This window comes from Synechococcus elongatus PCC 11801, from assembly GCF_003846445.2.
GTDB classification, from domain to species: Bacteria; Cyanobacteriota; Cyanobacteriia; order Synechococcales; family Synechococcaceae; genus Synechococcus; species Synechococcus elongatus_A.
Map to the genome: position 1 here is coordinate 1 of NZ_CP030139.2, position 24,687 is coordinate 24,687.

Annotated in this window: 29 protein-coding genes and 1 riboswitch; of the genes, 8 read left to right on the forward strand and 21 right to left on the reverse strand. The window is 54.8% G+C overall.

The features are described 5' to 3' along the window. The 4 genes from dnaA (at position 1) to thiC (ending at position 5,197) form a co-directional block, all read left to right on the forward strand. On the forward strand, positions 1-1,446 hold the full coding sequence (gene dnaA / locus DOP62_RS00005; protein WP_338441699.1) for a chromosomal replication initiator protein DnaA: 1,446 nt from the start codon (positions 1-3) through the stop codon (positions 1,444-1,446). A 143-nt stretch (positions 1,447-1,589) separates the two neighbouring features. Then, positions 1,590-2,291 carry a bifunctional demethylmenaquinone methyltransferase/2-methoxy-6-polyprenyl-1,4-benzoquinol methylase UbiE gene (ubiE, locus tag DOP62_RS00010; RefSeq protein ID WP_208674176.1) on the forward strand — a complete coding sequence of 234 codons (702 nt, stop codon included), beginning with the start codon at positions 1,590-1,592 and terminating at the stop codon, positions 2,289-2,291. Positions 2,292-2,293: 2 nt separating this feature from the next. Next, positions 2,294-3,523: a DUF445 domain-containing protein gene (locus DOP62_RS00015; RefSeq protein ID WP_208674179.1), complete on the forward strand. Its 1,230-nt coding sequence runs from the start codon at positions 2,294-2,296 to the stop codon at positions 3,521-3,523. An 88-nt stretch (positions 3,524-3,611) separates the two neighbouring features. Continuing rightward, a riboswitch (TPP riboswitch) is annotated at positions 3,612-3,709 on the forward strand. 117 nt (positions 3,710-3,826) lie between these two features. Beyond that, the gene (gene thiC / locus DOP62_RS00020; protein WP_208674183.1) at positions 3,827-5,197 is read left to right on the forward strand and encodes a phosphomethylpyrimidine synthase; all 1,371 of its coding nucleotides are present in this window, start codon (positions 3,827-3,829) and stop codon (positions 5,195-5,197) included. Between the two features lie 75 nt (positions 5,198-5,272). On the opposite strand, the gene DOP62_RS00025 is transcribed toward thiC, so the two are convergent. Then, entirely contained in the window at positions 5,273-5,692 is a 420-nt protein-coding gene (locus DOP62_RS00025; protein ID WP_208674187.1) for a hypothetical protein, read from the reverse strand. A gap of 465 nt (positions 5,693-6,157) precedes the next feature. Between DOP62_RS00025 and DOP62_RS00030 the strand changes: the two genes are divergently transcribed. Further along, positions 6,158-6,685 carry a DUF192 domain-containing protein gene (locus DOP62_RS00030; RefSeq protein WP_208674190.1) on the forward strand — a complete coding sequence of 176 codons (528 nt, stop codon included), beginning with the start codon at positions 6,158-6,160 and terminating at the stop codon, positions 6,683-6,685. Between the two features lie 83 nt (positions 6,686-6,768). On the opposite strand, the gene DOP62_RS00035 is transcribed toward DOP62_RS00030, so the two are convergent. From DOP62_RS00035 to DOP62_RS00110, 15 genes are all read right to left on the reverse strand, one after another. Beyond that, a complete protein-coding gene (locus tag DOP62_RS00035) occupies positions 6,769-7,002 on the reverse strand; it encodes a hypothetical protein (protein WP_208677111.1) in 234 nt (77 codons plus the stop codon). 257 nt (positions 7,003-7,259) lie between these two features. Beyond that, the gene (locus DOP62_RS00040; protein ID WP_208674193.1) at positions 7,260-8,192 is read right to left on the reverse strand and encodes a DUF1517 domain-containing protein; all 933 of its coding nucleotides are present in this window, start codon (positions 8,190-8,192) and stop codon (positions 7,260-7,262) included. Positions 8,193-8,304: 112 nt separating this feature from the next. Beyond that, positions 8,305-8,517, reverse strand: a complete 213-nt coding sequence (gene thiS / locus DOP62_RS00045) for a sulfur carrier protein ThiS (RefSeq protein WP_208674196.1) — start codon at positions 8,515-8,517, stop codon at positions 8,305-8,307. A gap of 17 nt (positions 8,518-8,534) precedes the next feature. Beyond that, positions 8,535-9,548, reverse strand: a complete 1,014-nt coding sequence (locus DOP62_RS00050; protein ID WP_208674198.1) for a thiamine phosphate synthase — start codon at positions 9,546-9,548, stop codon at positions 8,535-8,537. A 72-nt stretch (positions 9,549-9,620) separates the two neighbouring features. Next, a complete protein-coding gene (locus tag DOP62_RS00055) occupies positions 9,621-10,412 on the reverse strand; it encodes a helix-turn-helix domain-containing protein (RefSeq protein ID WP_208674201.1) in 792 nt (263 codons plus the stop codon). A 26-nt stretch (positions 10,413-10,438) separates the two neighbouring features. Beyond that, positions 10,439-11,062 carry a HEAT repeat domain-containing protein gene (locus DOP62_RS00060; RefSeq protein WP_208674204.1) on the reverse strand — a complete coding sequence of 208 codons (624 nt, stop codon included), beginning with the start codon at positions 11,060-11,062 and terminating at the stop codon, positions 10,439-10,441. A gap of 6 nt (positions 11,063-11,068) precedes the next feature. Then, positions 11,069-11,890, reverse strand: a complete 822-nt coding sequence (locus DOP62_RS00070) for a HEAT repeat domain-containing protein (protein WP_208674205.1) — start codon at positions 11,888-11,890, stop codon at positions 11,069-11,071. A 91-nt stretch (positions 11,891-11,981) separates the two neighbouring features. Further along, positions 11,982-12,473 (reverse strand): phycocyanin subunit alpha, encoded by a 492-nt coding sequence (gene cpcA / locus DOP62_RS00075; protein ID WP_011242807.1) that lies wholly within the window; start codon positions 12,471-12,473, stop codon positions 11,982-11,984. A gap of 50 nt (positions 12,474-12,523) precedes the next feature. After that, positions 12,524-13,045, reverse strand: a complete 522-nt coding sequence (locus tag DOP62_RS00080) for a phycocyanin subunit beta (RefSeq protein ID WP_338430274.1) — start codon at positions 13,043-13,045, stop codon at positions 12,524-12,526. A gap of 518 nt (positions 13,046-13,563) precedes the next feature. Next, positions 13,564-13,815 carry a phycobilisome linker polypeptide gene (locus DOP62_RS00085; RefSeq protein WP_208673971.1) on the reverse strand — a complete coding sequence of 84 codons (252 nt, stop codon included), beginning with the start codon at positions 13,813-13,815 and terminating at the stop codon, positions 13,564-13,566. A gap of 90 nt (positions 13,816-13,905) precedes the next feature. Continuing rightward, positions 13,906-14,775 (reverse strand): phycobilisome rod-core linker polypeptide, encoded by an 870-nt coding sequence (locus DOP62_RS00090; protein ID WP_208673973.1) that lies wholly within the window; start codon positions 14,773-14,775, stop codon positions 13,906-13,908. A gap of 46 nt (positions 14,776-14,821) precedes the next feature. Next, complete coding sequence (locus tag DOP62_RS00095) at positions 14,822-15,643, reverse strand: phycobilisome rod-core linker polypeptide (protein ID WP_208673975.1); 822 nt, start codon at positions 15,641-15,643, stop codon at positions 14,822-14,824. Positions 15,644-15,749: 106 nt separating this feature from the next. Beyond that, positions 15,750-16,241 carry a phycocyanin subunit alpha gene (cpcA, locus tag DOP62_RS00100; RefSeq protein ID WP_011242807.1) on the reverse strand — a complete coding sequence of 164 codons (492 nt, stop codon included), beginning with the start codon at positions 16,239-16,241 and terminating at the stop codon, positions 15,750-15,752. A gap of 50 nt (positions 16,242-16,291) precedes the next feature. After that, a complete protein-coding gene (locus DOP62_RS00105; RefSeq protein WP_338430274.1) occupies positions 16,292-16,813 on the reverse strand; it encodes a phycocyanin subunit beta in 522 nt (173 codons plus the stop codon). A 577-nt stretch (positions 16,814-17,390) separates the two neighbouring features. After that, positions 17,391-17,846 (reverse strand): hypothetical protein, encoded by a 456-nt coding sequence (locus DOP62_RS00110; protein ID WP_261789817.1) that lies wholly within the window; start codon positions 17,844-17,846, stop codon positions 17,391-17,393. A gap of 124 nt (positions 17,847-17,970) precedes the next feature. Between DOP62_RS00110 and DOP62_RS00115 the strand changes: the two genes are divergently transcribed. The 3 genes from DOP62_RS00115 to DOP62_RS00125 all read left to right on the forward strand — a co-directional run bounded on the left by DOP62_RS00115 (position 17,971) and on the right by DOP62_RS00125 (position 21,127). Next, positions 17,971-19,542, forward strand: coding sequence for a SpoIID/LytB domain-containing protein (locus DOP62_RS00115; RefSeq protein WP_208673539.1), 1,572 nt, complete (start codon positions 17,971-17,973; stop codon positions 19,540-19,542). Positions 19,543-19,651: 109 nt separating this feature from the next. After that, entirely contained in the window at positions 19,652-20,374 is a 723-nt protein-coding gene (thyX, locus tag DOP62_RS00120) for an FAD-dependent thymidylate synthase (RefSeq protein ID WP_208673542.1), read from the forward strand. Between the two features lie 99 nt (positions 20,375-20,473). Then, positions 20,474-21,127: a diacylglycerol/polyprenol kinase family protein gene (locus DOP62_RS00125; RefSeq protein ID WP_208673544.1), complete on the forward strand. Its 654-nt coding sequence runs from the start codon at positions 20,474-20,476 to the stop codon at positions 21,125-21,127. Here the strand turns inward: DOP62_RS00125 and DOP62_RS00130 are convergent. From DOP62_RS00130 to DOP62_RS00150, 5 genes are all read right to left on the reverse strand, one after another. After that, a complete protein-coding gene (locus tag DOP62_RS00130; RefSeq protein ID WP_208673546.1) occupies positions 21,116-21,451 on the reverse strand; it encodes a hypothetical protein in 336 nt (111 codons plus the stop codon). The two genes, DOP62_RS00125 and DOP62_RS00130, sit on opposite strands and share 12 nt — an antisense overlap. A gap of 100 nt (positions 21,452-21,551) precedes the next feature. After that, a complete protein-coding gene (locus DOP62_RS00135; RefSeq protein WP_208673548.1) occupies positions 21,552-21,698 on the reverse strand; it encodes a hypothetical protein in 147 nt (48 codons plus the stop codon). A 152-nt stretch (positions 21,699-21,850) separates the two neighbouring features. Beyond that, a complete protein-coding gene (locus tag DOP62_RS00140) occupies positions 21,851-22,486 on the reverse strand; it encodes a hypothetical protein (protein ID WP_208673550.1) in 636 nt (211 codons plus the stop codon). Between the two features lie 111 nt (positions 22,487-22,597). Beyond that, positions 22,598-23,317, reverse strand: a complete 720-nt coding sequence (locus DOP62_RS00145) for a cytochrome b/b6 domain-containing protein (protein ID WP_208673552.1) — start codon at positions 23,315-23,317, stop codon at positions 22,598-22,600. 191 nt (positions 23,318-23,508) lie between these two features. Continuing rightward, a complete protein-coding gene (locus tag DOP62_RS00150; RefSeq protein WP_370538821.1) occupies positions 23,509-24,687 on the reverse strand; it encodes a CapA family protein in 1,179 nt (392 codons plus the stop codon).

A 24,687-nucleotide genomic window follows, 5' to 3' on the forward strand; every position in this document is an offset into this window, starting at 1 on the left:
ATGCAACGCTGCAAAAAAGTTGGGGTTATAGTATTGATTCCCTATTCAGCTGCGATCGCTGTGGAACAGTCCCTAGAACACATCTGGGAACAAATTCTGGAACGCTTGCAGCACCAGCTGAGCCGGCCGACGTTTGAGACTTGGATCAAGACAGCAACGGCAGAGGCCTTCGATGGCAAGGTTCTTCGCCTCAGTACCCCCAACCCGTTTGCGCGGAACTGGTTGCAGAAGTACTACCTGCGCACGATCGCGGATGTGGCTGCTGAAATCCTTGGACATACGATCGACCTGCAGATTGGCGTTCAGAGTGACACCAGCACTGAGCCTGATTCTGGCGCTGAACTTTGGCCAGCCATCAGTCCACCACCGCCCGTCGAAGTCCCCAAAACCTCCACGACTGCAGGTCGCCCACCCCTGCGCAGCAGTGACCTCAATCCTAAGTACGTCTTTAGCCGCTTTGTGGTTGGAGCCAACAACCGCATGGCCCATGCCGCGTCCCTAGCGATCGCGGAGTACCCAGGTCGTGAATACAATCCGCTCTTTCTCTGTGGCGGGGTCGGTCTTGGTAAAACCCACTTGATGCAGGCGATTGGGCACTATCGCCTTGAAATTGACCCCGATGCCAAGATTTTCTACGTCTCGACCGAACAATTTACGAATGATTTAATCGCTGCAATTCGGCGCGATAGTATGCAGAGCTTCCGCGAGCATTATCGTGCCGCTGATGTGATCATGGTCGATGATATTCAGTTCATCGAAGGCAAGGAATATACCCAAGAAGAATTCTTTTATACCTTTAATTCCTTGCATGAAGCGGGTAAGCAGATTGTGTTGGCTTCTGATCGCCCACCGAGTCAAATCCCACGTCTACAGGAGCGCTTAATTTCTCGTTTCTCAATGGGATTGATTGCAGATATTCAGCCCCCTGACTTTGAAACGCGGGTTGCCATTCTCCAGAAAAAATCAGAATTTGAAAACATGCCGTTGCCACGGGATGTTATTGAATATATTGCTGCTCGCTATACCTCCAATATTCGGGAACTGGAAGGCGCTTTGACACGTGCCGTAGCCTATGCGTCTATCTCGGGCCTCTCCCTGACGCTTTCTAACATTGCGCCAGTGTTGACACCTCCGACGGAGAAAATGGAGCTTTCACCCGAGGTGATTCTCCAAACGGTTGCTGAAAGCTTTGGGGTTTCAGTGGATGATTTGCGGGGAAATTCGCGGCGTCGAGAAGTGAGTCTCGCTCGCCAAATTGGCATGTATCTAATGCGTCAGCATACCGATCTCAGTTTGCCGAAAATTGGTGAACAATTTGGCGGTAAAGATCACACAACAGTGATGTATAGCTGTGAAAAAATTGGTCAGCTTCGTCAATCTGATCCACAGATGGGCAAGCAGTTGCAAGAGATTAATGATCAACTGTTTGTCGCCAGCCGAGGTTAAAGTCCTTTTTTCGGCGCAGAGCGTGAATCGTTCAAATTGCGATCGCACCTTGCGTGAGTTTCAAACTGTATCGCTACAGTCTCAAGGGTTTAGTGTCGTCCTCTCGCTGCGATAGGGTGAGGGACGGAGTGTGATGAACCCCCATGAGTGTGCTGGCTCCTGATGCGGTCGAAGGATTGTTCGATCAGATTGCGCCAATCTATGACGATCTGAACGACCAGCTGAGTTTTGGGCTGCATCGCATTTGGAAGCGGATGGCAGTGAAATGGTCCGGAGCCAAGGCTGGTGATCGCGTTTTGGATCTCTGCTGCGGGAGCGGCGATCTCGCTTTTTTGCTGGCGAAGGCGGTTGGCTCTAAGGGGAAAGTGATTGGTCTCGATCGCTCACAAGCTCTCTTAGCTGTCGCGGCCGATCGCACTCGTCACAGTGCCAGCGCACGGGTGATCGACTGGCAGCGCGACGATGCCCTCGACCTTCCCTTCCCAGCTGATTACTTTGATGCGGCGACTTTGGGCTACGGCCTGCGCAATGTGCCGGATATTTCTACAGTTTTGCAGCAGTTGCAACGGGTGTTGAAACCCGGTGCTAAGGCGGCGATCCTCGATATGCACCGCCCCTATGCACCTGTCCTACGACAGTTTCAGCAGTTCTACCTCGATCGCTGGGTCGTGCCTGCCGCTGCCGCCCGAGACTGTGCTGCTGAGTATGAATACATCGATGCCAGTCTGGAAGTGTTTCCCCAAGGGCATCAGCAAGTGGAATTGGCGATCGCGGCTGGTTTTCAGCAGGCCAAGCACTACGAACTGGCAGCAGGGCTGATGGGTGTGTTGGTGGTTGAGGCATAAGTTTGGACGGGCGCACTCTGGGGATGTGGCTTTTGCCGCCAGTGGTGGGCGGCATCATTGGCTACTTCACCAACGATCTCGCCATCCGCATGCTGTTTCGGCCCTATCACCCAATCCTGATCGGGGGCTGGCGGCTACCATTCACGCCTGGACTGATTCCAGCGAACCAAGGGCGTTTGGCACGGCGGATTGCCGATGCCATTTTGGGATCACTTCTGACACCTGATGCACTCCACGATCTGGCTCGACGTCTGCTCGAACTGCCGCGCTTGGAAGCGGCGATCGCTTGGCTGGTGGCGCTCCTGCTAGAGCGACTGCGTGAGATTCGTGACCCGCGCAGTATTGAGGTCGCCGCTGATGTTCTGCGCGACTTGGCAGGTAGTGCACTGCCACGCTGGTTACGGGCGATCGTGCGTCAACGTCAAAGTTTGGATGCCCAGATTGATCGCTGGTTTGACACCCAGCTCCTCAGTCAAAAACTGGGGCCAAAACAAGCGCAACAGCTAGGCGATTGGCTTTTGGAAGGCGCGTTTCCCCCCGATCAAATTCGACGCGTTGCACTGGACTTCCTAACGGATCAAAACATTCGCAACCTCGATCGCATCGTGCGCGATCGCACCCGCGGCACCGACTGGGTGATCGCCAACCTGTTTGGGGTGCAGTCCAGCTTGCAGCGCTTGCGGCAGTTCCTGCGCGAGCAGCCCGAAGCAGGCGATGCGGTAATTGCTGAGCTCAGTCAACGCTTGGCCTTACGTCAGCAGCTCAGCCAAGCGCTACAGACGTTTCAACTGACCGACTTACCCCAAACCACCCTCAACGATCTGCGGATTCAACTGCGTCAGGGACTGCGCCAGTGGCTCGATCAGGATGGTCTTGCCCTCCTAGAAGAAGCCTTGGAGGGACTGGATTGGACGGGTGCAGCGCGGGCCTTACTCGATCGCCTGCGGACCGCCGTGATCAGTGAAGCGGCGATCGCGGCTTTCAGTCATGAAGTGGCACTGATCCTCGACCAGCGGCTGGAGCATGAATTGGAAGATTTAGTTGCTGCAGCGCTGCCCGTCCTCGCGTTGGATGACCTGATCATCAGTCGGGTCGAAGCCACACCCGCTGCCGATCTCGAAGCAGCGATTCAGGGCATTGTCCGCAGTGAGTTGCAGGCGATCGTCAATATCGGCGGGGTTTTAGGAGTGCTGCTGGGCTTTGTGCAAAGCCTGATCAACTACTGGTCTTGAGTGCCTGTTGTCAGCTGGTAACTCACCAGATCTCTCGTGATCCCGATCGCCAGCGGCAGCGGGACAGTCCCAGCCGTCAGCTAAGATTTGAGCAGGCTAGGGGTGCTCAACAGGGTTGGGCTGAGATCACACCCTTGGAACCTGGCACCGGGTAATACCGGCGGAGGGAAGCTAGTCAGAATGATCCCATGGCGATCGCGTGGCAACAGGCGATCGAGGGTCTTCTCCTCGAAAATCGGGTACTCCTAGTCGCATGGCAGTTCGGTCGCGAATTGCCACTCATCTCGCAAGGAGTCTGTCATTATGCGCAGCGACTGGATCGCACCCCGCCGAGGTCAAGTCAACGTCACCCAAATGCACTACGCCCGCCAAGGCGTGATCACCGAAGAAATGGACTTCGTGGCGCGGCGTGAGAACCTGCCAGCCGAGCTGATCCGAGATGAAGTGGCGCGCGGCCGCATGATCATTCCGGCCAACATCAACCACACCAACCTCGAGCCGATGGCGATCGGCATTGCCTCCAAGTGCAAAGTCAATGCCAACATCGGCGCTTCGCCCAATGCTTCCGACATCAATGAAGAAGTTGAGAAGCTGAAGCTGGCGGTCAAATATGGCGCTGATACCGTCATGGATCTGTCGACGGGCGGCGGCAACCTCGATGAAATCCGTACGGCGATCATCAATGCTTCGCCGGTGCCAATCGGGACGGTGCCGGTCTATCAAGCGCTGGAGTCGGTGCATGGCCGCATTGAAAAACTCAGCGCTGATGACTTCCTGCACGTGATCGAAAAGCACTGCGAACAGGGCGTCGACTACCAAACCATCCACGCTGGTCTGCTGATTGAACACCTGCCCAAGGTCAAAAGCCGGATTACCGGGATTGTCTCGCGGGGGGGCGGCATCATTGCCCAGTGGATGCTTTATCACCACAAGCAAAACCCGCTCTACACGCACTTCCGCGACATCATCGAAATCTTTAAGCGCTACGACTGTAGCTTCAGCTTGGGCGACTCACTGCGGCCGGGTTGCTTACACGACGCCAGTGACGATGCTCAGTTGAGTGAGCTAAAAACCTTGGGTCAACTAACCCGCGTCGCCTGGGAACATGACGTGCAGGTCATGGTCGAAGGGCCGGGCCACGTTCCCATGGATCAGATTGAGTTCAACGTCCGCAAACAGATGGAAGAGTGCTCGGAAGCGCCTTTCTACGTCTTGGGTCCGCTCGTGACTGACATTGCCCCTGGCTATGACCACATCACCAGTGCGATCGGGGCAGCGATGGCGGGCTGGTATGGTACGGCAATGCTCTGCTACGTCACACCCAAAGAGCACTTGGGTCTACCCAATGCCGAAGATGTGCGCAATGGCTTGATCGCCTACAAGATTGCTGCCCATGCAGCGGATATCGCACGTCATCGTCCGGGTGCGCGCGATCGCGATGATGAGCTGAGTCGGGCACGCTACGCCTTCGACTGGAACAGGCAATTTGATCTGAGCTTGGATCCAGAGCGGGCACGGGAATACCACGATGAAACCCTGCCAGCGGACATCTACAAGACGGCGGAGTTCTGCTCGATGTGCGGACCCAAGCACTGCCCGATGCAGACCAAGATCACCGAAGAAGACCTGACGGAGCTGGAAAAGTTCTTGCAGAAAGATGGCGCTTTGGCCTAGTTCACGCGTCTGACGGTCTTACGTCGTAATTGAGCGATCGCTCCTCTAGTAATGCTGGGGGAGCGATTTTCTTGATCAACGCGATCGCTGTGGTTGACGGCACTGTTCCAGAATGCGTTGGTCGTTGTCGCTCAGGGTTTTTAGCTCGTAAAAACCGGCAAGCTGGGGCGGTTGTTTGGGGTCAGTTGCTGCGATCGGAATCGTGAAGCGATATTCTTGGCCATCAAAACTATCGGCAATTGTCAGCACCAATTGGCGATCGTGAATCGTTCCTTGGAAACAATCAAAAGAGGAATAGGGCATGTAGATGGCTCCTTCCAAACGGTTCCCAGCGGCTGCGAAGACGAGATAGGTTTTGCCAATTTCATCCCGAGTGTTGGCTTCGCCATAGAGATAGGCGCCATCTCCCCAAGCCACCTGTGACAGGCCAGCCGCAACCCAAATCCCCAAGCTGCCAAGGATGGCAGCACCAAGGCTATAGCTGAGGCGGCGCATATTACTTCCTCTCCCTCTTTCCAAGTTAGGCGGGGGATCAGTTCCGAAATCTAAAGAATGACTGATATTTTCTCATTGTGAATTCCACCAAGATAGGCCAATACTTTCTGCTAGATCTGCAAGGTCGACAATTGCCCTGAACTGCAGTAATTTTCAACAAATCATGTTGGTTTGCAATGATTTTTTGTTCTGAGAAAGTTGAAGGACGAATGATTGAACTTTTACTAAAAGCCAAGTGACTTCGCCGGCTGATTCAGCTTGCGCTGACTTGCCGGACTTCTCCGATCAAGTGTTCACTTTGTCAGCCTCAGGGGATTGAGACTGTGCCTGTTCGCATGAAGGTCAGTGAGTCAGGACGAGCATTCATGAATTGCGGTGATGGGCAACCGATCGCAGCGAACAGTCGTCATGCTGAAAGGAGGGACTTTTGCCCCGATAGTTGCTCATGAGTTTGCAAGCGTGATCATGCGTGCGTTCTGGAATCAGCATTGGCTGCAACGGCTAGCGATCGCGGTTGTTCCGGTCTCGCTGTTGGGCTTGAGTTGCCGTGGACAAGCCGCAAGCGATCGCGCTCAGTATTTGCCCATTGGAGCTGAGGTCACGATTGACGGCCAGCGGATTCAGCTAGAAGTCGCCATGACCCCCGCACAGCAAGCACGCGGCCTGATGTTTCGTCCCCGACTGCCTGACAATCGCGGCATGTTGTTTCCCTTCCCCCAAGCGCGGCCTGTCAGTTTCTGGATGTTCAACACCCCAGAACCCTTAGATATGGTCTTTCTCTACCAAGGCGAGATCCGCGCGATCGTTCAAGAAGCGCGTCCCTGTCTCAGTCTTCCTTGCCCTAGCTATGGCCCTGCTCTTGTTCCCATCGATACAGTGCTTGAGCTGCGGGCAGGGCGTAGCCGCGAACTCGGCCTTCAAAAAGGCGATCGCCTAGAAGTGCGTTTCCTACAGCCATCCGATCCAGCGGTTCGTAATCCGGGCGCACTTTAGCGGTTCCATTTCGTCACTCCCTTGGGGGTGATCGACAGACCTCGGACAGCCAGTGCTCTGCCGTAGTAGCGATCTCAAGACTGTTATACAGCGCTGGAGGGATTGGTATGCTGCAAGAATTGATGCCGCTGCAAAGTCACCTCACCGTGATCAGGCACCCAAGCAACCCACGCATCATTCCACGCTTCGCACATTAAGAGGGCTTGATCTGCGCTGTATTCAGAACAGCGATCGCGCAGTTGCACCCATTGGCGAGGCATCGGCACAAATGTTTCTGCACTTGTAATGCCCTGAGAAATCGGAATAATCGTACTCATGGGCCACCTTCGGTAGCAACAGCTACAGAAATTCTAGTTTTGGCTAGAAGGCGATCGCGTAATTACGGGTCAAACTTAACCCCCTGCTCTTCCTAGGCACTTGGGCTGGTTGGCTCAATTTGCTGCGATGCCTGTCAGCGCTAGAGTGCAGAGCCGTTTGAATCGTTCCGTTGTGATTTCGAGAAAGCTCACCAAAAAGCCAGACCCCACTGAGAAGTCTGGCTCATAGGCTCTCAAGCAAGCGAGAGCAATTGCGATTAGAGGACGCGCAAGTCGGGATAATTGGCCATCAAGTCTTCACGGGTCAGACTTTCAGTTTCTGAATCCGGACTCCAGAGCACTTCCACCGCTAGCAAATTGTCGCTACCGATCGCCCCAATCTGCCGCAGTGCGAGTTGCAGATCGGTGGTGCTATTCAGCGCTGGCAGATTGAGCTTGGTCGCTGCTGCGACCAGCAACGTCACCACGATGTATTCCGCTGGTGCTTGGCTGAGGGGATCGATCGCGGTAGCCGTGCGGGTTGACCGTTGCACCTGACCATCAACGTTGGAGATGCCTTCGCCCGAAAACTTACTGCGCTCCATCAGCGTCAGCCGGTTGAAAGCATTCTCTGCGGTACCCCAGGTGACACGTTGCGCTTCGGCACTGCCGTAGGCCCAATATTCTGGGTGGCGGAGCAGAGCAAGTGTGGTCTCTTGCAGGACGTTAGCCAATCCCGTTTTGCTATTGGTGTTAGCCCGCATGGCGAGGGCTTCCAAATCGCTCTGCAGCGATCGCGCACCGGCCAGCAGACCCACTTGAACTTGGGCGATCGCCACCTGCGAATTGCTGACAGGCGCTAGACGAGCATTATTGCCGTCACCACCGCCAGCGTTTTGAAATGCTCGCAGCAGGAAACCGGCGATCGCAATCATGACCAAGAAGCCGAACAGGCCCCCGCCCCCGCCGAAGAAAAAGGGCAAGACAAAGGGAAAGCCAAAGCCGCCGCCACCTCGGTAGTAGCCACCGCCACCCCCACTGAACGATCGCGACGGGCTACTGAAGCTACGCGAGGGAGCCGAGAAAGAACCACCGCCGATCCGCCCACCGCGGGCAGCCCAAGCAGATTGAGCAGCACTGAGGGTCAAACTGCCCACCAGTAAAACGACTACCAACAGTCGTCCAATCGATTTGAGGAATGGCTTGCGCATAGTCTTGTGGAATGCAGCGCTGAGGCAGGGAGACTGCGCTCTTTCTTACTGTAGCGGCTGGCTCTTAGACATTTCTCTGACTAGAGGCTAACCCAGGGTGAGATTACCGTATCTAACCACCCCCAACGATGGTGACGATCTCTAGGCGATCGCCTGTGGTGGGGGTGGTGCTTTCCCAAAATTGGCGGTGCAAAATCTCGCCGTTGTACTCGACCGCCACAAGCCGAGGTTCTAGGCCTAGACTGCGCAGAAGTTCAGGCAAAGTCAGACCCGCAGGACAGTTGCGGAACTCCCCATTGATCTGGAGAGAGATGGGTTCAGACATGAACGATCGCTCAGACTCTAAAGCATTTGTAAAAGTTCAGCAGTAGCCGCTTTCGGGTCGGGTGCATCCATAATGGCGCGCACAACCGCGAGGCGATCGGCACCGGCAGCAACCACCTCAGTAGCATTGCTGGCATCGATACCGCCGATCGCATAAAACGGCTGCTGAGCCTGCTGGCGGGCGTAGTCCAAATACTCAAAACCGGCGGCTGCTTTGCCCGGTTTGGTGGGGGTTGCAAAGATGGGACCTACGCCGATGTAGTCTGCCCCTTCGGCATTGGCGCGAGCCAGCTCTTCAGGACTGGTGGTCGATCGCCCGACAATGCGATCGGGACCGAGAATGCGTCGAGCCACTTCCATCGGTACATCCTGCTGACCGAGATGCACTCCGTCTGCACCGCAAGCTAGTGCCAGATCGACACGATCGTTGACGAGGAACAGGGCTCCGTAGCGCTGGCAGAGTTCCGCCAAGCGGCAGGCGGTTTCTAAGCGCGTCGCATCTTCCTGATTTTTGTCGCGGTACTGCACCAGCTTTAGACCTGCTGAGAGAGCAGCTTCGACAACTTCCAGCAGGCGAGGATGGGGCGACGTGACGAGATATAGTCGTGCCTGTTGTAAGCGACTGAGGCGATCGCGGCTCTGCAGCTGAGACTCCAAGACGTAGAGCTGATAGCGCATCGCTTTGGCGCGATCGCTGAGATCCCCCTCGATCAGCTTGCCGTACTCCTCAATCACCCGTAGCGCTTCTTGCACCCGCGCACAGTTGGCGAGTAAAACCGCATTGAGGTCAGCCCGTTGACGCTCTTGGGGATGGCTGAGGCTGGTTCCCGGATCATGGGTTGTGTCGCGGGCTTGGCGAAACTCTGGGCGATGCCAACTGCCGACTTCTTGCCGTAGTGCCTTGCAGATGGCGCTCAAGTCGGCGCGTTCAAGTCCAAAACGGCACCACTCCTCAAGAATGCGCAGCCCTTCGCGGGCGCGATCGAGGTTGGCATCCAAAATGCGGTAGCAACGGGTCTCAACCCAATCCATGCTTCATGCAGACGACGTCTTTTCGACTCTAGCCTGAGGGCTGGATCAGGCGATAGACCAGACGATGAGGCGCTAGCGGTCCGGATTAGTGCTGGTTGCTGTCGAAGGCTCAGCCTGAACGGGGATGCGATAAATTTGCACCTCACTAATTGTCCCGAGTGGCTGGGCCTCTTGACCGGCACGACTTAACCAGATCAGATCGGGGCGACCTGGATTGATGGCGACTTCCTGCTTCGGCGAAAATGATAGCTGCTGGCCTGCGCGGCCCGTTCCTGAAAACACCACTTTGCCATCCACGCTAATTTCAGCCCAAGCAGGTCCTCGGAAGGCGATCCCAACTGTGTTGGGTGCTGGTGCTGGTTCTAGAGGAGTGTTAGGCAATGCTGCTGCAGGTGGAGGCGGGGGTTCAGGAGCAGTCGGCGTTGGGGCGAGAGCCACCTGTTGTCGCCAGTTCCAGACAGCCAGTCCTGTGCCTGCCACTGCTGCCACAACAACAACAATGAGCCCCACCAGTCCCAGTGATGCTTTGGAGGGCAGGGCAATTTTGACTGGCGATCGCTGATCTGAAACGGATGATTTGGGCGTCGCTGGCGTTGGAGTCTTGACTTCTGCGAGGGAGAGATCGGCCAGCAGCGTGTCGGGATCGAGTCCCAGACTACGAGCATAGGTGCGAATAAACCCCTGGACAAAGACGGGTTCAGGCAAGCGCTGGACTTCTCCACTCTCGATGGCTTCGAGATAGCTGGCTCGCACGCGACATTGAGCGGCCACTGCAGCGAGATCTAACCCTTGCGCTTCACGGGCTGCTCGCAGTTCCGCTCCAATTCGGTAAAGCTCTTCTGTGTAGACCAGCGACTCAGTCATGAATCCTTGGGCGCAGAGATATCCTTTTATACACCAGTGGCTAACCGCTGCTCCGCTAACCACGATCGCGCCTGAACCGCTCGCTCTTCATCTATTTGTGCCTGCTGGCCCAGTAACTCACGAATCGCTGGCAGTAACTGGGGTGATGCTGGCCCTAGGGATTCGAGAGCAGCGGCTGCCGCGTAGCGGACCACCCATTCCGGATCATGCTGAAGGCAGAGTCGCAGGGTTTCATAGCACTGCTGTTGTTGGTTCTGGCGATCGCTCTCGGCTAAGTCTGCCCAGCGTAATCGTCCTAGGCCATAGGTGGCGGCCCTCCGCACGCTCAGGGAAAAGTCTTCGCGTGCCGCCGACAGGAGTAGTGGTAGTGCTGCAGGCTCGCCAATACCGGCTAAAGCTCGCAGTGCCCAAGCTCGCGCCCCATAGTTATAGTCATCGAGATTATTGAGAATCGCTTGAGCAGCTGGGGGACCCAGTTGAATTAGGCCGTCAACTGCGACTACTGCGGCTCCTGGATTATTGAAAGCCAGAACTCCGATCAGGGTAGGAATGGCATCCGGCGTCTGTGCTGCTGCCAATGCAGCAACCGCTTTCACGAGTCCTTCTGCTGAATCAGCAGCTTCAACCGCCGCAATCAGTTCTGTCGTCATAAGCCTTTACAGCAGACCATCCATTAAATCCATGAGCTCGATTGCAGACTCATCGAATTCAGCGATTGCATCGAGAGACTGTCGCTGCAGATGGGCATCCAGTAACCCTTTGAGCGAGATCAGCTTGAGACTGTTTTCGGCGAGAGTTTGAGCAATTTGAGGGGCGGCTGGCAGGTAACCGATCGCTCCTAAATCCATCAGAGCCGATCGCCGCCGTTGCAATTTGGGGTCGCGCAATCCCTGCACCACTTGTTCAGCATACTGATCGTCGCCAGTGAGCTGATAGAGCGATCGCGCCGCAGCCAAGCGAATTTTATCGAGGGGGTGATCGAGAAAGGCCTGGATGACAGGGATAGCGATCGTAGCTCGCAGCTGCCCCAAGGTTTCCATAACCGCGTCCGCTGGCTGAGTGAGATGGGGCTTGCCGGGAATCGCTGCGATTGCCTCGGGCCCACCCTCCAATAGCTTCAGCAGATCTGGAATTGCAACCGTTGCCTGCAGCTCGCCCAGGGATTGGGTGGCAGCCTCGCGGACGTAATAGTCCTCACACTCCAAACAAGTGATTAACGGAGCGATCGCCTCGGTACTCTCCAACTTGCCCAAAGCTCGCGCCGCATTGCGTCGCAATGGATAGCCGCCATCAGGAGCTCGATCGAGGGTATCGTCCAAGGCTTCGATCAACAGCGCGATCGCCTCGGGTTGCTTCATCCGAAAGCGACCCAGCCACCAAGCTGCGTAGTAGCGATCGCCGGTATCCGCCGTCTGCCGGAGATTGGCGATCGCTTGCTCGTAGGTCAGTGCTTCTGCTGGCGTTACCGCTTCACTCATCTCAGACGCAGACTCTTAAAATCATTCACTTAAAAAAGGGAAGCCCAGCTCCCCTGAGAGACCTGGGCTTGCACAATGCAGCAACTATTGACTAGCTGAGGGCATTGATGAGGTAGTCGATGTAGGAGTTGGCTTCATCGCGGGAGTCACCGCTGAGGCCATGGTTGGCTTTGATGTACTTCAGCGCTTCGACGTACCAGCTGGGGGCCAGGTCGAAGGTCTTGTTGATTTCATCAAGACCGGCGAGGAGGTACTCATCAATGGGGCCAGTGCCACCAGCGACCAACGCATAGGTCACAATCCGGAGATAGTAACCGATGTCACGAGCACACTTAGCTTTGCCTTCGGGGGTGGAGGCGAAGTTGTTGCCAGGGGTGCTGGTGGTGTAGGGGAACTTGCTGTAGACAGCATTTGCAGCACCGTTGACCAAGCTGTCAGCATTGTTAGCCAACGCTTTCGCTGCAGCCAGACCGGAAGCAGCTTGACGGAAGCGACCAAAAGCGACTTGCAGTTCAGTGCTGCTCAGGAAACGGCCTTGCGAATCAGCAGCAGCGACAGCTTCGGTCAGAGGAGTTTTGGACATGATTCCCTATTTCTCTGAAAAAGGTCTGTTGTTAAAAACCGAGGCGTTGACTAGGCAACAGCAGCAGCAGCTTTATCGAAGTAGCTGCCGAGCTCAGAGATGATGGCGGAGCAATCACCTTGGGTGATGCCGTTGCGGTCGCTAACGATGGCGACAGCAGCGTCTTTCATTTTGCGAACGCCTTCAGCCACCGAAGCACCGGGCACGCCCAGAGCCAGGTAGGTTTCACGCAGACCGTTCAAGCAGCGGTCGTCGAGGATGGACGCATCGCCGGTGAAGACCGCGTAGGTCACGTAGCGGAGGATGATTTCCATGTCGCGTAGGCAAGCAGCCATGCGACGGTTGGTGTAAGCGTTGCCGCCGGGAGCGATCAGCGAGGGTTGCTCAGCGAAGAGAGCGCGAGCAGCGTTAGCGACGATCGCCGAAGCGTTGCCGGTGATGCGGTTGACCGTATCGATCCGTTTGTTGCCTTCTGCGACCAAGCGGCTCAGCGCGTCCAGTTGTGCGTCGCTGAGGAATTCGCCACGGGCATCGGCTTGAGCCACCACCTTGGTGAAAGCATCAAAAGTCATTCAACCAGTCTCCTGTTCTCGACGTTTTAGTCGTGTTTTTGTGAAAGCGGGTCGTAACCGACAGCGAACGGCTGGAATCTGGTAGTACCAACCCGTGGTGGCATGACACCTAGAAACCTAGGCAGCCAACCAGACCAACCAAGAAATATTTTTAGAGAAAAGCGGAACGTCAGGCACTTTTTTAATAATGGTTAATCATCGGCGCACAGCAAACCTATCTGCAGGGCCTCTAGGTACCAAAGAGGAACAACCCAGCAAGTCATCAAAGCCTGATGGCTGCTGAGAATATGCCCCCAGCCTGAGCATGGCAGTCGCCTTCGATACAAATGCTGACAGAGGCGATCGCTCGCCTCCTATTCAGTAGGACTGCCATCCCTTCCATCTGCGACAGTACTGACTGCTCGCCAACAAAAAGCATCCTCCCCTTCAAAAACTCGAGAAAGGGAGGATGACTACGTTTGCTCAATCGCCTAGTCCTCGACAATCGAGAACTGACAATCACTCATCTAAGGCTCAATCTAGGCGTCAGCATCTGCATCATCAGTCAGCGGCTTGATGCTGACAATACGTGCACCCAGCCGATTGAGGCGGCGTAGCTCTTCGTTCATGCGGGCATAGGGTACTTTGAATTGCACCGTGCCACTCTGACGAACGGGATAGCGATTCAGATCAGTCTGATTGCTCTGATGCAGCCCTTCAACTTCGTAGATGAAGACTCGGTTGGCTACGGCACCGCTGCGTGCGCCGACCAAAGCGGATTGACCCAACATGAGTGCAGAACCTCTGGAGAGACGGAAAAGACAGGAGCAGAAGTGAAAGCCGCAACGCTCGCCCGAACAGCAGCTCTCACTTCCAATGGGCTAGAGACTAGCCGGAGCAACGCTGACCACGCGGCCGCCACTGCGATTGACTTGTTGCAACGTGTTGTTCAGTTGCTCGTAGGGTACTAGCAGTGAGCGATTGCTGCGCCGCACGCTCGGGAAGCCCGGTTTGCTAATGGCAGCAATTTCAACTCGGAAGACACGGCTGGCAGTTTGGCCGAAGGGCGTCGTGCCACCGAGGGCCCGCTTTGGCGCTTCGCCTTTCGTGGAAGCAACGTAGTTGGTGCCAACACTGGGCGCCACCACTGGTGCGACCGACTTAGCTGCAAGGTCTGCAGCCAAGCGGGGATTGTTGCCACCCAAGGAAGTGCGATCGCTGGTGGCATAGCCGCGGTAGAGCGAGAACAGGCGTGGTAGACCAACGCTTTGCTGCCCCACGTGGTACTCGATATCGCGGTAGTAGGGAACGATGCTTTCGCCGAAGGTTTCGAGGTATTCAGCGGAGTCGATGTAGGAATCGACATCAGCATCATAGCCTTGGGTTTCGTAGCGATCGAGGTGTTCGATCACTTCGGCTTCGCTGTAGGGAGCACGACCTAGCAAATGCTTGCAGTGCAGCTCGATCACGCGGGTTTGGAAGTTGTTGTAGAAGAACTTGGTCTTGTACAACTCAGACTTAGCGACGGCGCGGACAAAGTCACGCACCGAAATCGAGCCATTGACCAGCAGTGACTCAGCAGCGGTCAAACGCTCTGACTTCATGACGTAGTCATTGCCGAGTACTTGACGGTAAACAGCGCGGATCACCGCTTGCACTTGGTCGCGATCGCCGTCGGGACGGAGTTCGACTGGGGAAGCATTGCTGAATGGCGCAGTGCCTAAACGAGAAGATGCGACAGTAATTGCCATCGAGAGCAGACCTCAAAAAAGGAGGAACGAGGAGCTGAGCGAATCACTAGGCTGGGGTGATGCTGACGATGCGGCCGCCTTGGGCATGAACCCGTTGCAGAGTCGCATTCAGCTTTTCGTAGGTCACAAAGTAGGTGGCATTGCTGCGGCGAATCCGATTGGAGGTGCGCGCAGTAACTCCCTGTTGTTGCACTTGAACGCGGAACAGTTGATCGCGGCTACCACCGCAAGTTCCCACCAGGGCACTACCGGTCGAGCCGATCAAGACTGGAGAGGCGGCGTTGCGCGCCACTTCTTGATCGAGCCGCGATCGCTGACTGCTAGCTGAGCGATCACTCGTGGCATAGCCCCGATAGAGCTGAAAAATGCGGCTAAAGCCAACTGTTTTTTGTGCCCGAATCGTTGCAAATCCCCGGAAGTAAGGGACGATATTGTCCCCAAAACTTTCGGTGTATTCAGCAGAATCAATATAGGAATTGATGTCTGCGTCATAGCCGTGGCTATGGTAAGTCGCAGCATGGGAAGCAACTTCAGCTTGATCGTAGGGTGCACGACCGAGCAGATGCTTAAAGTTCAGCTCAATGAATCGATTGTGAGCATTGTTATGGAAGAACTTTTCGCGATACAGTTCGGAAAGAGCGACTGCCCGAACAAAGTCGCGAACAGAAATTTCACCACCGCGCAGCAAAGATTCAGCACTGATTAAGCGCTCGGTACTCATGACGTAATCATTGCCCAGCACTTGTCGATAGACAGCGCGAATGATGGCGTTGATGTCATCCGAAGATGCACCGGCACGCCATTCTAAAGGAGCTGACTCACTATAGGCCGAGAATCCGAGACGACGTGCTGCTTCAAGACTCGTCATACTCAACTCCAAAAGCTTTTTAAAAAAAGACCCGGAAAGGAGCAGATAAACTCTGTATGACAACAGAATCTGCTCTTTCCGGGTTGATCATGATGTCAACTATTGACTAGCTGAGGGCATTGATGAGGTAGTCGATGTAGGAGTTGGCTTCATCGCGGGAGTCACCGCTGAGGCCATGGTTGGCTTTGATGTACTTCAGCGCTTCGACGTACCAGCTGGGGGCCAGGTCGAAGGTCTTGTTGATTTCATCAAGACCGGCGAGGAGGTACTCATCAATGGGGCCAGTGCCACCAGCGACCAACGCATAGGTCACAATCCGGAGATAGTAACCGATGTCACGAGCACACTTAGCTTTGCCTTCGGGGGTGGAGGCGAAGTTGTTGCCAGGGGTGCTGGTGGTGTAGGGGAACTTGCTGTAGACAGCATTTGCAGCACCGTTGACCAAGCTGTCAGCATTGTTAGCCAACGCTTTCGCTGCAGCCAGACCGGAAGCAGCTTGACGGAAGCGACCAAAAGCGACTTGCAGTTCAGTGCTGCTCAGGAAACGGCCTTGCGAATCAGCAGCAGCGACAGCTTCGGTCAGAGGAGTTTTGGACATGATTCCCTATTTCTCTGAAAAAGGTCTGTTGTTAAAAACCGAGGCGTTGACTAGGCAACAGCAGCAGCAGCTTTATCGAAGTAGCTGCCGAGCTCAGAGATGATGGCGGAGCAATCACCTTGGGTGATGCCGTTGCGGTCGCTAACGATGGCGACAGCAGCGTCTTTCATTTTGCGAACGCCTTCAGCCACCGAAGCACCGGGCACGCCCAGAGCCAGGTAGGTTTCACGCAGACCGTTCAAGCAGCGGTCGTCGAGGATGGACGCATCGCCGGTGAAGACCGCGTAGGTCACGTAGCGGAGGATGATTTCCATGTCGCGTAGGCAAGCAGCCATGCGACGGTTGGTGTAAGCGTTGCCGCCGGGAGCGATCAGCGAGGGTTGCTCAGCGAAGAGAGCGCGAGCAGCGTTAGCGACGATCGCCGAAGCGTTGCCGGTGATGCGGTTGACCGTATCGATCCGTTTGTTGCCTTCTGCGACCAAGCGGCTCAGCGCGTCCAGTTGTGCGTCGCTGAGGAATTCGCCACGGGCATCGGCTTGAGCCACCACCTTGGTGAAAGCATCAAAAGTCATTCAACCAGTCTCCTGTTCTCGACTTTTATTGACTCTCGATTCCTAAAACGAGAATGCGGATTTTCCGCAATCTCTGCAGGGAAACCCTGCACCTGAACCGTCCCCATCATTCTTCAAGAAAACTCTTGATTGTGAGAGACTCATTAACAATGATTTACATTAAATCGTTTGTTAAACGAGAGGGGTAAGCGAGCAATGTAATCAGTTCACTGTTGTCAGATGACAATAAGTGAACCTTATCCAGCTGCCTAGGCATTCTTATACAACGATCGCGCCTCAGAAGTTCGCTAAAAATTGTGAAGCTTTAGCCAGTAGGGGTTTGAAAGGCTTGTGAACGCTGGCGGCAGCGTAGCGGTTACTCGGAGTCTTGGCTTTTGACTCGCGTTAGGGCTCTCTTCGTAAAGAGACTTTAAGCAAAAAAATTAGCGATCGCAGTCCAAGCTAAAGAAAAGCTTATGACCACTGGAATGAGCAGCTTTTTATAGTGGAAAGCCAGGGCGATCGCCGCTTGAGTGAAAGCTTGTAACATTCATTTACATGTTGGTAATGGGCCAGCGTTAGAGAGCAGGGCTAAGCCTCAGCGCAAGCCACCCAATCGCCAGCATAGAAAAGCTGCGATCGCGACGACTAGCGACACGATAAAGGCATTCTCAGTGGAGGGTTGCACCGTAGCATCACTGCGTTCCTCGTCGTTGGTTGCTTGCTGGAAGCGCAGCTCCTTGATGCGGAAGTAAACGAGCTGTGAGAGGACAAGCAGAGCCAAGGGAATCAAGACCCATTGGGTACTGATGAGTAAGCCAGCGCCACTGAAGAGAGTCAGCAAAGATCCAATCAGGAGAAAACAGCTGGTGAGCCGGTCTTCTTTTTCGTTGCTGAGTGCTTCGAGAAAGTTGTCTATCAAATAGGCTTGGCGCGCCTTTTGAAGCGCCAGCAGTCCGCCAACTAGCCAAAAGCCACCAAAGAGCCGTAGCCCCCAAGTCAGTAGGGTTGAGAATGTCGTCAGCATGGCATCTTGCAGCGCAACCCAGAACAAGGCTGGAGCCCAGCATCTTGAACCCTGTGCTGCAGTCTAGCGGGCAAGACCATGAATCGCCTGAGGACCCTGTCACACTGAATGAAGCTCTGTTCGAGCATTTTGCAGTTGTCTGTCTGAATCCATGCTGAAATTTTGGGCTGTTCCCTTGGCAATCGGTCTGGGACTGTTGCCATCGGCACCAGTTACGCAGGCCCAAGCCCCTCTCAATCCAACGTTACGAGTCGGCATTGTCCAGCGCTTTGGTCAGCAGCCCAGCGATCGCCTACAAATTGTGGCCGGTGGGCAGCGATCGCTAATTGTGCGTTTTACGGCTGCAGGCGAGCCCCGTCAGTTCCGAGTGCAGCGCCTGACGGTCGCAATTGCGCCTGAACTGCTGGCAGTGCCAGAGCAGCGATCGCGCCTAGTGATCAGTCAGCACCGCAGCTTTGAGAGTGCTGAAGCCAGTGCCGAGCAATGGCGAGCCAAGGGCTTTGATGTCGAAATTGCCCAGCCTCAGGGCTGGGAAGTCTGGCTCAAGCCCGTACCCGATCTTCCCGATGCAGCTTTGCCTAGTCTGCTGCAACGCCTCCGCAGTGAAGGGGCTGAAGCTGCAGTGTTGCGCAGCGAAACCCGCACGACAAGGCCACAGTTAGTCTGGCAGCTGGGTGAACAACGCTTTCAGGGCGATCGCCTAGAAATTGAGAGCAATGGGCCAATCACGGTCGCTGGCGTTCCCTATCCCGGTCGGCTGACACTGCAGCCCAATGCCTACGGTGATTTCACGCTCGTTAATACAGTAGCGATCGAAGACTATCTCAGCGGCGTGGTTCCCCATGAAATCGGAGCGGGAGCCCCCGCCCAAGCGATCGCCGCTCAAGCGATTCTGGCGCGGACCTATGCCTTGCGCAATGTGCGGCGCTTTCGGGTCGATAACTATGAACTTTGCGCCGATGTGCAATGTCAGGTCTATCGTGGCTGGGAAAGTCGGGTACCCACTGTCGAGCAAGCCATTCGCCAAACCCGAGGCTTGGTGCTCAGCTACGACAATCAGCTGATTGATGCAGTCTATTCATCAACGACAGGTGGCGTGACTGCCGCCTTTGAAGATGCTTGGCTCGGGCAGGAGCGCACTTACTTACAACCTCGGTTGGACGCGGTGCGCCCACTCTGGAATTTACAAGCGCGTCCCCTTAACCAAGAAGCCAACCTCAAATCGTTTCTGCAACTGCGCGAGGGATTTAACGAAACGGGGCAACCGCGCTTCCGCTGGCAGCGCCGTCGCAGCTTGGCAGAAATTCAAGCCGACCTGAAAACCTATCTCCGCGATCGCCGTGACTCCAGAGCTGAGTTTCAGCAGATTCAATCAGTCACGATCAGTCAGCGATCGCCCAGTGGTCGTGTTTTGGAAGTGACAGTACAGAGCGATCGCGGGCCGATTGTCATTGGTCGCGATGAAGTCCGCCGCGCTTTCGCAGGGCTGTTCAGCACCCTGTTTTATTTGGAGCCCGAGCGGGATAGTAGCGGTCGTCTGCTGGCCTATCGCTTTGTCGGCGGCGGTTTTGGCCATGGTGTCGGCCTCAGCCAAACGGGGGCAATGGGGCTTGCGCGCCAGGGTTGGAACTACGATCGCATCCTGAAGTTCTACTATCCCCAGACTCAGCTGGAGCCATTACACCCCACTATGTTGCAGTCCACCAATCAGCCAGCACCATGACCTGATGACTGTTAGTCGTCTCCCTTAATTAATTGGCTTACCTGAGTGGTAGGCAATGCTTCGGTCGCAGCCGCATAAGCTAGTAGAACTTGTCCTGTCGATTGCTGTTATGAATCGCTTCCGTGTTGAGGTCATCAGCCGCACCCCCAATCCTCAGCAGACCATCTATGCGGCGATGCACCAAGACTACAGCGAGTCATTTGTCATTGAAGAACGCGATTCCTGGCCCACGGAAGACAAAGCCGGTGAGGTCGTTATTAAGCGACTGCTCGCAGGTGAGCGGGGCCACTATGGTCCCTTAGAGCACGCCATGATTGTCTTCAATGTGGGTTATTTCCCTCATAGCGTCATGCAGCAGGCTCGGACTCATCGCATCGGTGTCAGCTTCGATGTTCAGTCGATGCGGTACACCGGGCAGCGTGTTGCAGATGCAGCAGCGGGCAAGATTGACCTCGAAGACATCTTTTACTTGCGCCCGGTGGGGCAGTACCTCGATCGCCAAGGCAAGAAGTATACCTACACCGAGGAAGAACGCGCTAAAGATCTCGAGTTGTGCCGACAGGCAGCCTTGCGCTACCAAGAACTGCTGGAAGCTGGCTATGCCGAAGAACATGCTCGTGGCATTTTGCCCTTTGACTATCGCCAGCATTTTGTCGTTAGCTTCACCCTGCGATCGCTGATGCACTTTCTCGACTTGCGCAGCAAGAAGGATGCACAAATTGAAATTCAGCAGCTCTGCGATCTGATCTGGCCGCACTTTCAAGATTGGGCACCGGCGATCGCGCAATGGTATGCCAGTACCCGTTTAGGGAAAGCCCGGCTTGCTCCCTAGTCGATCGCTGATTCGTGGTAACTGATGAAATCAGGATTTCCTCGGCAAGTCCGGTTAGCGAGAGCGATAGGCTAGAACGCGAGATGTGGGCAGGCGCGTGTGAGCGGCATTTTAGCGGTCGTGGCGTGGTTAGGCTTGGTGGGCTTGCTGGCTTGGTGGGCTAGTCGTCACCCCCAAGTCCCCAATGAGTGGGTGCGCAAAATCGTCCACATCGGGACCGGCAACGTGATTTTGATTGCTTGGGCCTTTCAAATTCCAGCTGCGATCGGGATTGCAGCAGCGGTGCTGTTCTCCGGTGTGGCACTGCTCTCCTTCTGGCTACCGATTCTGCCCGGAATTCAAAATGTGGGCCGCCACAGCCTCGGCACCTTTTTTTACGCCGTCAGTATTGGACTCTTGATCGCTGGCTTTTGGCATTGGGCTCCTCGCTATGCAGCCCTAGGGATTTTAGTGATGACTTACGGCGACGGACTGGCCGCTTTGGTGGGCCAGCAGTGGGGACGTCATCGCTTTCACCTTCAAGGAATTGGCCAGAAAAGCTGGGAAGGGAGTTTAACGATGATGGCGGTCAGCTTTCTGGTGGCTGTGACGTTGCTGGGGCTAGCCCAAACCCCCGGTGCGATCGCGATCAGTCTGGCCGTGGCGATCGCAGCTCCTCTGCTGGAGTTGTGGTCATGGTATGGCATCGACAACCTCAGCGTGCCGCTGGGCTGTGCCGTGCTAGCCGCTGGGGTAGGCCACCTATTCAGCTAACAGAGCATTGAGGTCGTTGCGGTAGGCCTGCTCATCGCCCAACCGTGCCACTAACAGGCATTCCCGACCAGATTCCAGTAAGCGCTGCTGCCAGTGATGAACCGCCTCGGCATTGCGCAGCCAGTAGCGAATCACGCTATCAACGGCTTGATCGACATTCCAGCCGTGATCGGGCGAGACTTGGCGGGCAGACTCCAAGAATGGATCCAAGGGAGCCTCTGGAGCGCTTAAATAGGCTAACCCTTGGGGATGCTGACGGAAGGTTTGGTGCTGAAAGACATCCAAGATGGGTGAAACGCCCAGTAATTCAAAGACAAAGCCCATAGTGACTGCGATGTAACCGAGAATTGGCAGCCAGTGTAGGCAGCGAAATTTTTAGCGGCCAGAAATTATTACATTTCGCAAAATAATTGCTGTCTTGCAGTTATTGGGTTTGCTCTAGGGTGACGTCAACCGGAGGCTCCTCCGTTTGCGGACGGCTCTGCCAGCTCCAAACGCTAATGGCGACCAATGCCAAACTGGTCACGACCATCGTCCAACAGCGATCGCGCAATTGATCGGGAGGCTGCATCCAGACAGGTTCTCGACTAAACGATAGTGACAGCCTAGCGGCTCTGGGGATCGGCTCGATAGCTATCCCACATCGATCTCTGTTCGTCGCGCTGGATACTGTAGTTCAGCAGCTGACTACACCCATGGTCTTCCCAAGTTTATGGGGAGTGCTCAGCCGGCCAGGTTTTGAGAAAAGTAGGCAGACTCCGCCCAAGCCAGAATGTCAGGGTCAAGCGGCGCACCGAGCTCGGCCATTCTAGTCACAAGCTGCTGCCCCGACCAATGAATCACCATCAGCTCCTGATCTGCTTGTGGGGCAACAGTAAGCGTGTTGAGTAGGGTTGTGGCAGCGGATTTGTCAGGGTCCTCTGTCCAGGACTCAGCATCCCAAGCGACTTCAATCAACAGTCCCCGCAGCGATCGCCAACGCTCTTGCGCGATTGCCAGACTTTTTTGAAGCTGGGGCTGACCTGTTTTGAGCCCACGACCTTGCTGTGTAACGGACTTGATTTCCACGAAGAATTGCGGATTGCGGCGATCGCCTACCACAGCATCTAGTTCTCGATAGCGGCGCTGATATCCCCAGGCATTGCGCTGTTCATAACTGAGGATGCGATGGGGCGAAAGTGAGCCAAAGTGCAGCAACAAACAGTGGCGGACAGCCAACTCTACTTCCTCGGCCAGCACAACAGTCGGGTCGATAGTCGCTGGGGTGCCAATTTTTTGATTGATCAACTTATGGTCACGGCAAAAGCGACGGTAGCCCAAATCTTGGGGATCGATGAGGGACTGCTGACGATAGTGCATCACGAGCCTCAGGGCAGACGGTTCCTTGATTAAAGGAACAGTGTCATCGACTTGCTTGGATTGTGTGCGAATGACTAAAAGAGCCTCTTTAATCGCTCTCAGCAATGATTCTCAGCGGTCTTTTAACAGAGGCAGAATCCACGCGATCGCAAGGCTAGCCAGAATTCCGAGTTCCAACACCATTAAGCCTGACAAGGGTTGAAACCAGCGAAGCCAAGTTCCCTGACGCAGGGCAACCCAACCTTGAGCAATCTGACTTGGCCAAAAGTAGGGACTTTCCGAGCGCTGATAGCGCCAGTGCCACATTGACACTAAGAATGGTACGCCTCCGACTTTGAAATTGACCGCAATGTGCAGCACAATTGCCACAACCATGAGTACCCAAGAGAGGAGATGGGCGAGATACCACGCGTGATCAAGTTCACCTTGCGGCAGCCATTGTTCACCCATCATCTTGCCGCTGAACAGGGCAAAAGTCAGCAGAACTAACGCACTGGTGTTAATCCAGCGATTGAGGGTATACCACCAGCTTGGATGTCCAATTCGGGTCAGTTGTCGCAGTGAGTTGGCTTGAATTAAGCGCTTCTGACCTCGATGAACTGCATAGATCAAAAAAGCTGGAAAGATGAGCAATGTTAGTAGCCCAAAGGTGCCGTGAATCCCTTCCATTGCCTCAACTTTTGGCAAGGGAATACGTCCCCAACGCCCATCGTAGGTGTCATAGGTCCAATAGGCTGTCAGAATCGCTGCAATGAGTAGGACTCCTGTGATGCCATGCAGGACTCGGAGCAGAAACGGTTGAGCGATACGAGGCGTTCGGGGTGATGTCATCGTTTGGAGTGATCGCGAAACTTGAGCGCTGACAAGCACCAATAAGCGATCGCGCAGAGAGGTGAGTCCTGTTGATCCTAAAAGAGCTTAAGAATAAAAGTCAAACTATGAAATAAAAATGACCAAATATTCAATTGATTGTGAATTGTATAGATGACTGATTCAATTCGGGAAATTGATAGAATTCATACTCATGATTGTGAGCGATCGCTACTATTCCGTTGACTCCAGAGCAGTTTTTGCCGGCGAGGCTGACAAGTACTAGGTGTGCAGCTTATTTCCAGGGTTGTCACTGATTGCAACTTAAGCTGTTGTTGATCCGGCTGGTAAGACCAACGACTGGAGAGCATAAGGTTATAGGGCTGAGCCATCAGACTGGGATGAATGAAGTTGCCAAGACTGGATGCATAAATTCCAGGCCCGCGCGGTGTTGAAACAATCTCAACCCGCTCAGCAATATGTGGCCCCGAACCAATCCCAACATCAATTAAGCCCTGCTGGAGCGATCGCTGTAGGATGCGCTTGAGTTGTGCGTGGCTGGCAGGATTCCAGCTATGAAGCGCTAAAATTCTGAGCCCACGATGCTGCTTGAGCAAAGCTTGATAGCGATTCAGCTGACTAGCACAAATGACTTTTTGACAATAGTTGCGATCGCCCCCCACATAGGCACTGATCATGAGCACAGGAATTTGACCATTAGGTAGTGAGAATTGCTGAGCTTTTGGTTGAACCTGACTTGACTGACGAACTCCACTGAAAACCAGTGGCTGAGATGCTTTCTCCTGAATATCTTGTAAATGTTTTAGGGTTTGATTAACTCCCTGCCCTTCTGGTGATCGTAGGCAGTCAAAGGAATGATTATTGGCAAGGCCAATGAGGTTAAAGCCGAGATCAATCGCATCGCGTAACTCTTGCGGATGGGTCACAAAGGCAAAGGTTTTGTCAGTTGGTAGTGCCCAAAATTGATCGCATTGAATTCCTACGGAGGTCTCCCAGTTGAGATAGTTGAGATCCCCGAGATATTGGCGCTTGGGATCAAATTGGAAATACGCTCGCCGGAAGCCTTGCTGATAACGATTGATTCGCTGATGCGATCGCGTCCAGCCAGAATCACCGACTGCTGTCAACATGAATTCAAAGGCAGCGGGTGGTGGTGCGGGATTAGCAGGGAGTTCATCCGCGACGGCTGGTGATATTGGTGGCGACGGTGCGATCGCCCACTGCAGAGGAGACCAGCGCAACAGTGCCATCGTCCCGCTAAAAGCAGTGGCAAAGCTTGCAGCGATCGCCAGACCTTGACCCAGCCAGACGGCGCTCCGTTCCTGCCAAGCTGGCACCAGTTTTTCTTGCGATCGCGACAGCAGCCTCAT

Coding starts and splice junctions, on each gene's coding strand:
- dnaA (WP_338441699.1), top strand. CDS start 1: ATGCAACGCTGCAAAAAAGTTGGGGTTATAGTATTGATTCCCTATTCA.
- ubiE (WP_208674176.1), top strand. CDS start 1,590: ATGAGTGTGCTGGCTCCTGATGCGGTCGAAGGATTGTTCGATCAGATT.
- thiC (WP_208674183.1), top strand. CDS start 3,827: ATGCGCAGCGACTGGATCGCACCCCGCCGAGGTCAAGTCAACGTCACC.
- DOP62_RS00025 (WP_208674187.1), bottom strand. CDS start 5,692: ATGCGCCGCCTCAGCTATAGCCTTGGTGCTGCCATCCTTGGCAGCTTG.
- DOP62_RS00030 (WP_208674190.1), top strand. CDS start 6,158: ATGCGTGCGTTCTGGAATCAGCATTGGCTGCAACGGCTAGCGATCGCG.
- DOP62_RS00035 (WP_208677111.1), bottom strand. CDS start 7,002: ATGAGTACGATTATTCCGATTTCTCAGGGCATTACAAGTGCAGAAACA.
- DOP62_RS00040 (WP_208674193.1), bottom strand. CDS start 8,192: ATGCGCAAGCCATTCCTCAAATCGATTGGACGACTGTTGGTAGTCGTT.
- thiS (WP_208674196.1), bottom strand. CDS start 8,517: ATGTCTGAACCCATCTCTCTCCAGATCAATGGGGAGTTCCGCAACTGT.
- DOP62_RS00050 (WP_208674198.1), bottom strand. CDS start 9,548: ATGGATTGGGTTGAGACCCGTTGCTACCGCATTTTGGATGCCAACCTC.
- DOP62_RS00055 (WP_208674201.1), bottom strand. CDS start 10,412: ATGACTGAGTCGCTGGTCTACACAGAAGAGCTTTACCGAATTGGAGCG.
- DOP62_RS00060 (WP_208674204.1), bottom strand. CDS start 11,062: ATGACGACAGAACTGATTGCGGCGGTTGAAGCTGCTGATTCAGCAGAA.
- DOP62_RS00070 (WP_208674205.1), bottom strand. CDS start 11,890: ATGAGTGAAGCGGTAACGCCAGCAGAAGCACTGACCTACGAGCAAGCG.
- cpcA (WP_011242807.1), bottom strand. CDS start 12,473: ATGTCCAAAACTCCTCTGACCGAAGCTGTCGCTGCTGCTGATTCGCAA.
- DOP62_RS00080 (WP_338430274.1), bottom strand. CDS start 13,045: ATGACTTTTGATGCTTTCACCAAGGTGGTGGCTCAAGCCGATGCCCGT.
- DOP62_RS00085 (WP_208673971.1), bottom strand. CDS start 13,815: ATGTTGGGTCAATCCGCTTTGGTCGGCGCACGCAGCGGTGCCGTAGCC.
- DOP62_RS00090 (WP_208673973.1), bottom strand. CDS start 14,775: ATGGCAATTACTGTCGCATCTTCTCGTTTAGGCACTGCGCCATTCAGC.
- DOP62_RS00095 (WP_208673975.1), bottom strand. CDS start 15,643: ATGACGAGTCTTGAAGCAGCACGTCGTCTCGGATTCTCGGCCTATAGT.
- cpcA (WP_011242807.1), bottom strand. CDS start 16,241: ATGTCCAAAACTCCTCTGACCGAAGCTGTCGCTGCTGCTGATTCGCAA.
- DOP62_RS00105 (WP_338430274.1), bottom strand. CDS start 16,813: ATGACTTTTGATGCTTTCACCAAGGTGGTGGCTCAAGCCGATGCCCGT.
- DOP62_RS00115 (WP_208673539.1), top strand. CDS start 17,971: ATGCTGAAATTTTGGGCTGTTCCCTTGGCAATCGGTCTGGGACTGTTG.
- thyX (WP_208673542.1), top strand. CDS start 19,652: ATGAATCGCTTCCGTGTTGAGGTCATCAGCCGCACCCCCAATCCTCAG.
- DOP62_RS00130 (WP_208673546.1), bottom strand. CDS start 21,451: ATGGGCTTTGTCTTTGAATTACTGGGCGTTTCACCCATCTTGGATGTC.
- DOP62_RS00135 (WP_208673548.1), bottom strand. CDS start 21,698: ATGCAGCCTCCCGATCAATTGCGCGATCGCTGTTGGACGATGGTCGTG.
- DOP62_RS00140 (WP_208673550.1), bottom strand. CDS start 22,486: ATGCACTATCGTCAGCAGTCCCTCATCGATCCCCAAGATTTGGGCTAC.
- DOP62_RS00145 (WP_208673552.1), bottom strand. CDS start 23,317: ATGACATCACCCCGAACGCCTCGTATCGCTCAACCGTTTCTGCTCCGA.
- DOP62_RS00150 (WP_370538821.1), bottom strand. CDS start 24,687: ATGAGGCTGCTGTCGCGATCGCAAGAAAAACTGGTGCCAGCTTGGCAG.